This window comes from Bradyrhizobium sp. (assembly GCF_052389815.1).
In the GTDB taxonomy this organism is placed as follows: domain Bacteria; phylum Pseudomonadota; class Alphaproteobacteria; order Rhizobiales; family Xanthobacteraceae; genus Bradyrhizobium.
The window spans coordinates 120,145-132,785 of sequence record NZ_JBQTHN010000016.1 but is presented as its reverse complement, the minus strand read 5'-3'; the positions used below and the strand labels follow the sequence as shown (position 1 = coordinate 132,785).

Genomic DNA, 12,641 nt, shown 5'->3' with positions numbered 1-12,641 from the left:
CACCATGTCCGACAGCTACAGCTACACCGAAAGCAGAACCTTCACGGTCACCCACGCCCGCCACATGGCTGCCAAGGTCGCAACTGACCTGAAGCGCATGCAGCGGTTCTACGGCAAGCCGTCCGACGAAAATATCGCAGACTACGAAAGCGAGGCGACCGAGATGCTGCGGGCCGGCTATCTCGACACCGTCACTTACGGTTTCAAGAGGGACGGCAAGTGGATCGAGCCGACTCTTCGTTATACGGCCCGTGACCTCGCCGGCGCGTCGGCCAACGACGACGACCCCGGCCGCATCCGCCCAGGCGCCGACATCAGCGGTGCCTCATTTTACAGCTATATGACCTACACGGCGGCGTGGGACCGGCTCAGCCAGGCCGAGCGCGACGTCTTCAAGGCGACCTTGCCGTTCGCGCGCAACGGTGCCGCCGAGCCCGGGGTCTCGGGCTACCTATCCAACGACCGCACCTATTCGTCCGGGGGCAGGGCCCTCGACCGCGCTACCGTGAGGAGCTTCTGATGAACACCAAGCCGACCCTCGATGAGCTCTTCGAGCGCCGCATCACCTATCCCGACATCGACCCACAGGCGCGCCTCGCCCGGCTCGTCGGGCTCGATGAGCAGAAGAACCGCCTCGCGAAGATCCTCGGCCTGCTCGTCAATCCCGGCGGCCTCGCCGATTGGGCGAAGAAGCACCATCCGGGTGCGCAGGCTTTGCTCGACACGGTGCTGCGGCGGCCTTCACTGGTGGTGCTCGCCGGCGACGTAGGCTCCGGAAAGACCGAGCTCGCCGAGACGATCGGCGATGCGGTCGCGCGACAGGAGAAGATCGACATCTCGCTTTTTCCGCTCAGCCTGTCGACGCGCGGGCAGGGCCGGGTCGGTGAGATGACGCAGCTGCTCTCGGCCGCGTTCGACTATACCGTGGCGGAGGCGACCAGGCTCAAATCAGCCTCGGGCCGGGCGCGCGGGGCTGTGATCCTGCTGGTCGACGAGGCCGACGCGCTCGCGCAGTCGCGCGAGGCGGCACAGATGCATCACGAGGACCGGGCCGGCGTGAACGCCTTCATCCGCGGCATCGACCGGATCGCCAATGCGAAGCTGCCGGCGGCCGTCCTGATGTGCACCAACCGCCTCAATGCGCTCGATCCGGCCGTACGGCGCCGTGCGGCCGACGTATTGAGTTTTGCGCGACCCGGGGACGAGCAGCGCCGCTTCGTGCTGTCCATCCGGCTGGAGACCATCGGCCTCGGCCGCCATCATATCGAAGCCCTGGTTTCGGCCACCGGGCCGCAGCGGGGTGGCCGCGACTACGGCTTCACCTTCTCGGACCTGACGCAACGGCTGCTGCCGACCATTGTCCTGGATGCCTATCCGACCAGGGCGGTCGACGGCGCGCGCGCGGTCGAGATCGCCCGGTCCATGGTTCCGACGCCTCCCTTCCGGGACGGCGAGATGCCGAGGTGATGGTGCTATGTCCCAGGCCGTAACCGTCCGGCGCGACGGCGACACCTTCCAGGCGCGCCTGTTCTGGTATCACGCGGCGCGTCTGCTCGATCCCGAAAGCCCGGTCGTCCGCGTGGGTTTCGAGACGGGGCCGAAGAGTTTCGACGACATCTGGGTCGAATACGACCCGGCGCGTAGCGCGGTCGATCAGTATGGTGACCCACTGCGCCGCGAGCACATGCAGTGCAAATGGCATGTCACGCCCGACAGCTATGGTTACTCACATCTGGTCGATCCGGAGTTTATCAACGCAAATGCCCGCTCGTTGCTGGAGCGGGCGCGCGATGCGCAACTTGCCCATGCACCGCAGGGTAGCGGCGTGCGGTTCAAGCTGGTGACCAATTGGCGGCTCGATCGCAACGACCCACTGCGTGACATGGTCGGCACGCGCTCCGGCGCGATGCGGCTCGAGCGGCTGTATGGTTCCCTGACGGACAACAGCAGAGCCGGTGCGGTGCGCAAGGCATGGCGCGAGCATCTCGGCATTGACGAGGCCGAACTTCGGCTGCTTGCGCGCACGCTCGCCTTCGGCGAGGCGACCGACACGCTCGATGGGCTTCGTGATCAGCTGGACCTGCTGTTTGCCTATGTCGGTTTGCGCCGCATTCCGGCCAACCAGAGTGCGTTCCCCTATGACGATGCCATCTTCCAATGGATGGCGCAGGGACGCCTCGAGTTCGACCGCGTGGGCTTCCGCGCCGTCTGCGCTCGGGAAGATCTTCTCGGCGCGGCGCAAGGTGGCCCGCGGGTTTTCGGGGTAAAATCCTTCGAGCACGCGTTCGATCGGCTTGAGGAGCGGTGTCACGCGGTCTTGGATCTGATTCCATCCTTCGACGAACGCTACATCCGCAGCGACGCGGACTGGGACGCCAAACTTTATCCCGCATTGCGGACCTTTCTCCTCGCTGCCGCTAAAGACCAGCCGCGGTTGCGGCTTGCGCTTGACGCCCACGTTACGCTCGCCTTCGCCGCGGGCTCCGTCATCAACATCAAGTCTGGTCGCCAAGTGGAGCTCGAACAGCGAAGCACGGGCCGGCGGCTCTGGTCCGCCGATGACATGATCCCCGATACGACCTGGCCTGCCCTCGTCCTCGAAACCGCGGTGCTTCGGCCCGATCAACCGGAACTCGCAGTCGCGGTCGGCCTGACGCATGATGTATCGGCCGATGTGCGCCGATATTGCGAATCCGCTCTTCCGAATGTCGGACAGATTCTGATTCTAAAGCCAAATTGCGGTTCGGGTGCGCAATCGGTCACTTGCGGCCGCCACGCATTCGAGCTCGCCGACACGGCGACCGGCGCGATCCGCACCGCCAAGGCCGACGGACCCGGCTTGACGCATCTATTCGTCGCTGCGCCCAATGCCTTCACCTTTTTTCTCGGCCAGCGTCAGACGGCGCTTGGCACTGTCCGGCTATACGAGTTCGATTTCGACGGCGGACGTGGCCGCTCCTATGCAGCCGCCTTGACGTTGCCGCTCGACAAAGCGAAATCGTGAAGCGTGCCTGTGAAGGCGGTGGAATAGAGCAGCTCCCCCGCAGTGTGCAAAAGCGGGACCTGACCAGCCGCAATGCAATGCATTGGATCGGAGATTGTTGGCGCGGTGTCGGCGATGACCGTCGGGCGGAGTTCCAACCGTGCCGGACGAACCGGCGCGGGGTAGAGCAGGGACAGAATGTGGGCCGACAATCGCCAGCCTGGCGGGATAAGGTTTGCTGTTGGTTGCATGGCGTGCGAAACTCACCCTACGTAGATAGTTTTTGAGTTCTTATTGAAGGACGTACGCGGTATTTTCGAGCATGGGGCGTCGGCGTACATCTTCCGCAGGCGGAACAGTTTTCCTGGTCGTTTTCGGCCTGCTGGCAGCGGCGGTTTCGGCCGTTTATCGATTCGTGGTCGAAAACGCCACGGCGATCAGCGCATTTGCGCTCGTATGCGGTGGCATCATCCTTTTGGCGTATCTGCTGTCCCGCAGGAAATCTCCATCCATATCTTCGGTTGAGGATCGCGGATTGTCGCCCCCGGTTGGACGACAAGTCCGAACCGGCGGGACGGGTCGGCAGCAGGCGCCGCCGGCGAAATGGATTCCTCCCGGTGACCGGGCCCGCATAGGTAACACTGAGATTGCGATCGGCCTCTTCTACCTAGGTAGCTACCTTCCGGGGCCGGGACAGGCGATCGTGCAGTATGCGATCAATCCTGCACTGCCGGTCGCAAGCAGTGGGGCGGACATCGAAGGCCATTCGATGCCTTACTGGTCTTCGTATGCAGACATGTCGCCTGCCGCACGGCGCGCCTTCCTGGATTGGATGCGTGACGGCCGGCGCAATCCTGCCTACGGCATCGGCTATGTTTTCATGTTCTTCTACGGGCTTGAGCATCGCCTGTTCGTTGACCGAGGCGACGATGCGGCCCTGCTCGTGCGTGAAGTCGAGCGACTGCTCACGATCTATGGCACCAACAATTCCTTTCGCGGCTACGCGACCACGTTCGTCGCGATGGCCTGCGTCTGGTACGGCGCGCGGCTGCCCTTGCCGCCACTGTCACCTGAGCGCCTGGGTGGCCCAGAGCTCGATCTTGCGACCCGCCTCTATCTCGGCGAGCGCCTCGCGGATTCGCCGTCACTTTCCGCCGCGGATGCGTTGCGATGGGTACTGGCCTCGCCGGATACCTATCTCAGGACCCCCGCGCTCCGCTGCTTCGATGAATTCGTCCGGCTCTGGAACATCCGCTTTGCAAAGCGCTTTCCGGCGGGGCTTGCGGTCAACGCAAAGTGCAAGATCTCCCTGCGCTATCGCGCGGCAAGCGCAGCATTTGAAGTCGAGGTCGATGGCACGCACCAAAAATGGCCCGATGTGTCCGGGCTTTCCAAGCCTCTCGATAAGCTGCAGGCATTGGTCGCCGAATGTACGGATGAACTCGATGCCTTCAGCCGTTTCGTAGGTCGCAAGCCGGCTCTTCGCAATTCAATGGTGGCGGCGGCGATGCTGCCGGATGATCTTCAGCGGACACCCGGGCTCGCCGCTTTCGGCGAATTCCGACGTCAGCTGGCGTCTGTGATGGGTGAGCAAGGGCGCGGCAGTACCACGGCCCAAATTCTCTTCCAGATGGCGGGGATCGAGGTTCCACCCGATGGCAAGATTCCCGCGGCGGTCGCCGATGACCTTGGCCGTGCGCTTGATTCCATCGATGTCGCGATCGAGCCAGACCGGCGGTACGGCAGCAGCGTGCCTCGCGCTGACGAGCAGGTTTTCGTGTTCAAGGCCCAAGGGGGCGGAGCGGTCGACGCTGCGCGCGCGCCGTTCAAGGCGATGCGGGCGCAGGTCGAGGTCGCCGTGCTGGCCGCCGGCGCGGACGGCGACGCATCCTTCGAAGAGTTGCAGCGGACGATCGCCCGTATCCGTGCCGCTACAGATTTATCTGGCGTGGAGCAGGCGCGCCTGATTGCCTTCGCCGTCACCACCTTCAATAGCCCTCCCAAGCGTGCCCGCGTGATGCGCAAGCTGGCCGAAATGGGCGAACCTGAACGACGAGCGATTGCCGGCGCGGCTTTGGCTGTGGTCGGTGACAATCCCACGCCGGACGTTTCGGAAGTCAAATTCCTGGAACGCCTGCATAAGTCGCTTGGATTGCCGAAAGAGGCCGTCTATGAGGGCCTTCACCAGGCGGCTGCCGCCCGTCCGGATGAGCCCGTCGCAATCAGTGAAGAAAAACGCGTCGCAGGCGTTCCCATCCCGAAGGAGCCGGCGCCCGCGCGAGCTCTCTCGCCTGCTCCCGGCGGAATTCGGTTCGACGCGGCGCGCCTCGCGCGCACGCGTCAGGAGACAAGCGAAGTCTCCGCGCTCTTATCCGGGATATTCGAGGAGGAAGCGCCGCCACCACTCCCTGTGATCGAGCAGCCCGCCGCTCTGAAGGGGCTAGACGGACCCCATACCGAACTGCTCGAATTGCTTGAACTGCGCGGGGCGATGAGCCGGTCGGAATTTGATCGCCACGCGCGCGAGATGCGCTTGCTGCCCGATGGGGCTATTGAACGCATCAACGACTGGTCTTTCGATCGCTTTGATGAAGCATTGATCGAGGACGGAGATGAAGTCACGGTCGCCCCACATATGCGCGACCGCATCGCTGAGATTAGAGAGAGTACGGCATGACGAAAGCGACCAGGACCATCCGTCCGAAGGAGAGGGATACGATCATCCAGGCTCTGTCAGCGGGCGTAGTGCCGCGCCTTGGCTTGCCGCATATCGTGGTGGGCCGCGTGGGGGAAACAGCCGCGTTGGTTCGCGACGTCGATCGCGTTGCTGACGGTGGGTCGGCGATCCGCTTCGTCATCGGAGCTTATGGTGCCGGCAAGACCTTCTTCGCAGGCATGGTCCGCTTGATCGCGCACGAAAGGAAGTGCGTGACCATGCACGCTGACTTGTCACCGAACCGGCGCATTCACGCCAGCGGAGGCCAGGGTCGCGCGCTCTATGCCGAGGCCGTCAACAACATGGCGACCCGAAACAAGCCCGAGGGCGGCGCCCTGCAAAGTGTCATCGAGAGGCTGGTCACCGACGCCGTGAAGGAAGCGAGCGAGAAAAGCGTGGCCGTCGAAACCGTCATCGATCAGAAGCTGGAGCCGATCTCCGGTGTTCAGGGCGGCTACGACTTTGCCACGGTGCTCAAGGCCTATTGGCGGGGCAGCGAGGAATCAAACGGCTCGCTGAAGGAAAATGCGATCCGCTGGCTTCGCGGCGAGTATTCCACCAAGACCGACGCGAGAAAGGATCTCGGCGTTCGGACCATCATTGACGACGAGACGGTCTATGAGTCGTTGAAATCGCTCGCATGCCTCGTTCGGGTTGCTGGCTATGCGGGTCTCTTGGTCATGTTCGATGAGATGGCCAACATCTACAAGCTACAGAACGCGCAAGCGCGCAAACAAAACTACGAGCAGATCCTCAATATCGTGAATGATGCGCTGCAGGGTACGACGTCGGGGATCGGTTTCGTGATGTGTGGCACTCCGGAGTTCCTGCTCGATACCCGCCGCGGCGTCTTCAGCTATGAGGCACTGCAGTCCCGTCTGGCGGAAAACGTGTTCGCCGGCCAGGGCCGCGTCGACTTCTCAGGGCCAGTCATCCAACTGCAAAATCTCACACCCGAGGATCTTCTGGTTCTGCTCGGCAATATCCGCACGGTCTTCGCTAGTGGCGATGCTGCGAAGCACCTGGTTCCCGACGAGGCGCTGACGGCCTTCATGATGTATTGCAACCGTAAGATCGGTGAATCCTACTTCCGTACGCCACGCTCAACGGTCAAGGCGTTCGTCAACATGCTCTCCATACTTGAGCAAAACCCAGGCACGACGTGGCAAAGCCTTCTTGAGACGGTTTCGATCGCCCCCGATACACCGGACGATGCCGCAGAGGCGGGCGCCAACGGGGAGGGCGATGAGCTCACCAGTATCCGACTCTCTTGAAGGGGCTTATCACAAGCTCCATCCAACCATCCGTCGCTGGATCCGCGACCAGGGCTGGGATGAGCTTCGTGAGATCCAGGCGCGTACCATCCTCTCCGTCATCGAGGTTGATCGCGATATCCTGATCGCGGCGACCACCGCCGCCGGTAAGACGGAAGCGGCGTTTCTGCCGATCCTCACTCAGGTTGCCGACCGCAGCGATGCCGGGTTCTCCGTCTTGTATATCAGCCCGCTGAAAGCGCTCATCAACGATCAGTTCAAGCGTCTCGACGAGCTTTGCGACAAGATGGACATCCCCGTCGTCAAGTGGCATGGCGACGCGCCACAGTCGGCCAAGAAGCGAGCGATTTCGAACCCTCAGGGCGTTGCACTCATTACGCCGGAATCAATCGAAGCCATGCTGACGAGGCGCGCCGGCGATGCGCGGCGGCTGCTTTCAACGGCCGGCTTCATCGTCATCGACGAATTGCATTCGTTTCTGCAAGGTCCCCGCGGCCTTCATCTGGCCAGCCTCTTGCGTCGGATCGATGCAATGGCGCCCAAACCAGCCCGGCGCGTGGGCCTGTCGGCCACCATCGGTGACCTGCCACAGGCCGCCAAATGGCTTCGGCCGGGCAATCACGACGAAGTTGAAATCCTCGAAGCCAAAACCGACGCCCCCGAATTACGCCTGCAGATACGCGGTTATGTCGAGCCGCCGGAATTGGACGACCCCGATCATGCCGAGGGTGGATCGGGTGCGGAAGAAGTGCCGCGAAGGATCGCGCTGGATGCCATCGCGGACCACCTTTTTGGAACCCTGCGCGGCTCGAACAACCTGGTTTTCGGTAGCTCGCGCCGTACGGTCGAGTCGACGGCCGACCGGCTTCGGCGGCGATCGGAAAAAGCCAAGGTGCCCGATGAATTTTTCCCGCACCATGGCAGCCTCTCGAAGACGCTGCGGGAAGAACTGGAAGACCGCCTCAAGGACGGCAATCTCCCGACAACCGCGATATGCACATCCACCCTTGAGCTCGGTATCGACATTGGCTCGGTGAAGTCCGTAGCTCAGATTGGATCGCCGCGCTCACTGTCGTCGCTGAAGCAAAGGCTAGGCCGGACCGGACGCCGCCGCGACACGCCATCGACCCTGCGGATCTATGTGCGCGAGCCTCATATCGACAGCGAGTCCGGCACCCTCGACCGGCTGCGGCCGAACACAATCCGCTCCGTCGCGGTCATCCGGCTCTTGCTGGAAAAGTTCGTCGAGCCGGCAGGCCAGGTACCGGAGGTCGCCTCGACGCTCATTCATCAGATACTTTCCGTCATTGCCGAGCGCGGTGGGATAAGAGCGCGTCCGCTTTATGATCTGTTGTGCGGTCCTGGCCCCTTTGCGGAAGTTTCTGTGTCTGAATTCGCCGGGCTTCTGCGCCATCTAGCATCCGATGCGATCAAGTTCATCGAGCAATCCCAAGACGGATTGATCATGCTGGCCGAAAAAGGCGAGCAGACCGTGCAGTCGCGAAGCTTCTTCGCCGTGTTTGAATCGGCCGAGGAATGGCGTCTCACCGTGGGCGGCAAGACGCTGGGGACCCTTCCCATCTCGTACCCGGTCCACAAGGACGGCCTCGTGGTTTTCGCCGGCCGTCGTTGGATCGTCCAGGACATCGATGAGAAGACCAACACGCTGTTCGTGGCGCCACATCCTGGCGGTGTGGTGCCGCGGTTCGAACGCGCCGACGGTGAACGCCTCCACAATCGTCTCGCCGAGGAAATGCGTCGGGTCTACCTGTCGTCCGACGTGCCGCCCTATCTCGACGACAGGGGGCAAGAGTTGCTGGCCGAGGGGCGTGAGATGTTTCGCGAGCTGAAGCTTGAAACCACGACCTTTGTGCAGGAAGAGCGGGACCTTCACGTGTTTCTTTGGCGTGGGTCGCAGACCACGGCCGTATTCGGCGCCGCCGCCGCGATGGCCGGCCTTCCGGGCCAAGTACATGATCTGGGGCTCACGCTTGCCCAGACGAACGCCGCTGATGCCCAGCCCAAATTGAAGGCTCTCGCAACCGAAGGCGCGGTCGATCCGGCTCGGCTCTCGGGTTTCGTGAAGGACATAGCAGCTGGCAAATTCAAGGATCAGGTTCCCGGACCGCTCGCGCGCTCCTTGTGGGTTCGGCAAAACACCGCCGAAATCAATGCCATTAGCGAAATCGCACGCAGCTTGTAACCCAACGGGTTCGTTCCATCGTCGCGGTGAAAACAGATGCAAAAGATAGGCGAAACACTTCAACTCAGCGCGGGCGACTTGGTCGGCCATCTGAATTGCCGCTACCTGACCGAGCTTGATCTCAAGGTCGCGCATGGCGAGCTGGCGAAACCAAAGATCTGGGATCCTGTCCTTGAAACGCTTGCAGAGCGCGGCGCGCTTCATGAGCAAGGCTTCATCGAACATCTAAAGGGTGGCGGGGCGGCCATAACCGTGATCGATGGTGTTGGCATTGATGCAGCCGCCGTCGCGGCAACCACGGAGGCCATGCGGCGTGGCGATACCGTCATCGTTCAGGGCGCGCTCCAATCCGGCCAATGGAGTGGACGCGCCGACGTTCTGCGTCGCGTCGAAACGCCGAGTAATTTTGGCGCTTGGTCCTATGAAGTCACCGACACCAAGCTCGCGCGGGAAACGAAGGGCAATACCGTCCTTCAGGTCTCACTTTATTCCGACCTTGTGTCGTCCATGCAGGGCAGCCCTCCTGCATCCGCCTTTGTCGTGACGCCAGGCACGCAATACGAGCCCGAACTATACCGCGTAGCCGACTACGCGGCCTATTACCGGCATGTCAGAAGCAGCCTTGAGCGCGCGATCGCGTCACGCATGGATGGTGCCTATCCCGAGCCGATCGAGCACTGTGACATTTGCCGCTGGAGAAACCACTGCGACGAGCGTCGCAGGGCTGACGATTACCTGTCCCTCGTCGCCGGCATCAGCAAGTCGCAAGCGGGCGAGCTTGAAAGGCGCGGCGTAAGTACCATGGCTGCACTGGCCGCCGTTCCGCTGCCATTGCCGTGGCGGCCAGAACGCGGCGCGGTGCAAAGCTTTGAAAAAATACGCGAGCAGGCGCGAATCCAGGTCGATGGCCGGACCCAAGGCGCGGTCATTTTTGAAGCCCTGCCCCAGATTGCCGGGTTTGGATTATCACGGCTGCCGGAGCCTTCGCCGGGCGACATCTTCTTTGATTTTGAAGGTGATCCGTTCGTCGGTGAGGGCGGCTTGGAGTTCCTGTTTGGGTATCTCTATGCGGATGACGAGGGCAAGTTACGTTACACCGGCGATTGGGCATCCACCCGCCAGGAGGAAAGAGCGGCCTTCGAGCGCTTCATGGACTTCGTGATCGAACGGCTCAAGGCGCATCCCGGCCTTCACATCTACCACTTCGCTCCCTATGAGCCCGCCGCCATCAAGCGCTTGATGGGCCGTTACGCCACGCGTGAAAATGACGTCGACAACCTCCTGCGTGCCGAGCGCTTCGTCGATCTTTATGCCGTCGTGAGGCATGCGATCCGCGCGAGCGTAGAAAGCTACTCGATCAAGAAACTTGAGCCTCTGTATGGGTTCGAGCGCGCTGTACCCTTGGAGGATGTGCGTGTCGTCATGGCACGAACGCAGGCACGGCTTGAACTTGCCGATGCCAACAACATTCCGGAAACGGATAAGGCTGCCATTTGCGGATACAACCGCGACGATTGCGCTTCAACAAAAGGCTTGCGTGACTGGCTGGAGAGCCTTCGCGCCGAGCTCATCCAGAACGGCGCTTCGATCGACCGGCCCGCGATCCCAGAGCCGGAAATCAGCCCGGAGCTCGATGCTTGGCAGAAGAAGGTTGCCGCGCTTGCTGCGCGGCTGACCGACGGCGTGCCCGATGACGCTGGCGAGCGGACCTCTGAACAGCAGGCGCGCTGGCTCCTTGCTTCAATGCTGGATTTTCATGGTCGCGAAAACAAGGCGGTCTGGTGGGAGTATTTCCGGCTTCGGGACCTGTCCGCTGAAGATCTCTTGTTCGAGCGTGACGGCTTGGCCGGCCTTGAATTCGTCGCGCAAGTCGACGGCACCGCCAAGACGCCCGTGCACCGCTACAGGTTCGTCTTGCAGGATACCGATATTCGTCCGGGGGATGAGCTTCACAGCCTTGGCGGTGAGAAGTTCGGACGCGTTGCGGATATTGCGCTCGACCAGCGCACCATCGACATCAAAAAGCGCGGCGACACAGCCAACCTGCATCCCGAGGCCGTCTTCGCGCACAGCTTTGTCGGAACCCAGGTGCTTGCCGAATCACTCATGCGCATCGGCGAATACGTCGCTGACCATGGCGTGGAGCGCGAGGGCGATTATCGTGCAGCCAGGGATATTCTAATGGCCGTCGCGCCGCGTCTTCGCGGGCAGGCATTCCAGCAGGCGGGCGAAGCTGCGAAGGACACTGCGCTCCGCGTCGCGCTTCATCTCGACGAAAGCGTCTTTCCCGTCCAGGGGCCGCCGGGCGCAGGCAAGACCCACACCGGCGCGCGCATGGTCAGCACGTTGGCAAAGCGAGGTCAGACCGTTGGAGTGACGGCAAACAGCCACACGGTCATCGGCAAGCTTCTCGACGAAGCCGTCGCCGCAGCGACGAAAGATGGGCATGTTGTCCGTTGCATGCAGAAGGTCTCGGACAAAGAGAAAGACCGACCCGGCATTAAACTCATCACGAGCAATTCGGAATTTCTCGAAGCGCTGCAGGATGACGTCAGCCTTGGCGGTGCAACCGCCTGGTTCTGGGCGCGACCCGACGCAAAATGTAGTATCGACGTTTTGTTCATCGACGAAGCGGCGCAGATGTCCTTGGCCAATGTGCTTGCCGTCTCTCAGGCCGCCAATAGCCTGGTCCTGCTCGGCGATCCGCGCCAGCTTGAGCAGCCGATTCAAGGGAGTCATCCCGACGGCGTTGCCGTTTCCGCGCTCGATCACCTGCTTGGCGCCCATGCGACCGTCCCACCGGAGCGCGGGCTCTTTCTGCCCGAGACATGGCGGCTACATCCTTCGATTTGCGCGTTCAATTCGGAGCTATTCTACGAAGGGCGCTTGCACTCCCTGCCCGGACTGGAAAAGCAAGGGATCAAGTCGAAAGGCAGGATCACAGGAGCCGGTTTGCGCTACTCGCCTGTTGAACACGCAGGTAATCAAAGTTCATCACCCGAGGAAGTCGAACGCGTCTGCGCGCTCGTCGATGAAATCATGCAATCCGACACCAGCTGGATTGATCGAGACAGAGTCGAGGCGCCTCTCACGCTCAAGGACATTTTGATCATCGCTCCCTACAATGCCCAGGTCTTTGCTTTGCAGGAGCGCCTGCCGACCGCCTGCATCGGTACAGTCGACAAGTTTCAGGGACAGGAAGCTCCTATTGTCATTTACTCAATGACGACCTCGAGCCATGCTGATGCGCCGCGCGGTATGGAGTTCTTGTACAGCGCCAACAGATTGAACGTGGCGACGTCCCGTGCTAAATGCATGTGCATCGTCGTCGCCTCGCCAACCTTGTTTGAGGCTGAGTGCCGGACGCCCCGGCAGATGCAACTCGCCAATGCCTTCTGTCGATACTTGGAGATGGCAACGACGCTTTGAGATGCCGAGCACTTTCAGAGCGAGTTTCGTCGCTCA

General features: G+C 61.9%; 7 protein-coding genes. All 7 read left to right on the top strand.

Going from position 1 to position 12,641, the window contains the following annotated elements:
- Positions 1–4: 4 nt before the first annotated feature.
- Positions 5–520 carry an HORMA-1 domain-containing protein gene (locus tag ACT4OC_RS04405; RefSeq protein WP_444837745.1) on the top strand — a complete coding sequence of 172 codons (516 nt, stop codon included), beginning with the start codon at positions 5–7 and terminating at the stop codon, positions 518–520.
- Positions 520–1,467, top strand: coding sequence for an AAA family ATPase (locus ACT4OC_RS04400; RefSeq protein WP_444837744.1), 948 nt, complete (start codon positions 520–522; stop codon positions 1,465–1,467). The genes ACT4OC_RS04405 and ACT4OC_RS04400 overlap by 1 nt, the downstream gene beginning before the upstream one ends.
- Before the next feature lie 7 nt (positions 1,468–1,474).
- Positions 1,475–3,004: an SAVED domain-containing protein gene (locus ACT4OC_RS04395; RefSeq protein WP_444837743.1), complete on the top strand. Its 1,530-nt coding sequence runs from the start codon at positions 1,475–1,477 to the stop codon at positions 3,002–3,004.
- 301 nt (positions 3,005–3,305) lie between these two features.
- Positions 3,306–5,660, top strand: a complete 2,355-nt coding sequence (locus tag ACT4OC_RS04390; protein ID WP_444837742.1) for a TerB N-terminal domain-containing protein — start codon at positions 3,306–3,308, stop codon at positions 5,658–5,660.
- Positions 5,657–6,973, top strand: a complete 1,317-nt coding sequence (locus tag ACT4OC_RS04385; RefSeq protein ID WP_444837741.1) for an ATP-binding protein — start codon at positions 5,657–5,659, stop codon at positions 6,971–6,973. The genes ACT4OC_RS04390 and ACT4OC_RS04385 overlap by 4 nt, the downstream gene beginning before the upstream one ends.
- A complete protein-coding gene (locus ACT4OC_RS04380; protein WP_444837740.1) occupies positions 6,945–9,176 on the top strand; it encodes a DEAD/DEAH box helicase in 2,232 nt (743 codons plus the stop codon). Before ACT4OC_RS04385 ends, ACT4OC_RS04380 begins: the two co-directional genes overlap by 29 nt.
- 36 nt (positions 9,177–9,212) lie before the next feature.
- Positions 9,213–12,605, top strand: a complete 3,393-nt coding sequence (locus tag ACT4OC_RS04375) for a TM0106 family RecB-like putative nuclease (RefSeq protein WP_444837739.1) — start codon at positions 9,213–9,215, stop codon at positions 12,603–12,605.
- Positions 12,606–12,641 lie beyond the last annotated feature (36 nt).

Coding starts and splice junctions, on each gene's coding strand:
- ACT4OC_RS04405 (WP_444837745.1), top strand. CDS start 5: ATGTCCGACAGCTACAGCTACACCGAAAGCAGAACCTTCACGGTCACC.
- ACT4OC_RS04400 (WP_444837744.1), top strand. CDS start 520: ATGAACACCAAGCCGACCCTCGATGAGCTCTTCGAGCGCCGCATCACC.
- ACT4OC_RS04395 (WP_444837743.1), top strand. CDS start 1,475: ATGTCCCAGGCCGTAACCGTCCGGCGCGACGGCGACACCTTCCAGGCG.
- ACT4OC_RS04390 (WP_444837742.1), top strand. CDS start 3,306: ATGGGGCGTCGGCGTACATCTTCCGCAGGCGGAACAGTTTTCCTGGTC.
- ACT4OC_RS04385 (WP_444837741.1), top strand. CDS start 5,657: ATGACGAAAGCGACCAGGACCATCCGTCCGAAGGAGAGGGATACGATC.
- ACT4OC_RS04380 (WP_444837740.1), top strand. CDS start 6,945: ATGAGCTCACCAGTATCCGACTCTCTTGAAGGGGCTTATCACAAGCTC.
- ACT4OC_RS04375 (WP_444837739.1), top strand. CDS start 9,213: ATGCAAAAGATAGGCGAAACACTTCAACTCAGCGCGGGCGACTTGGTC.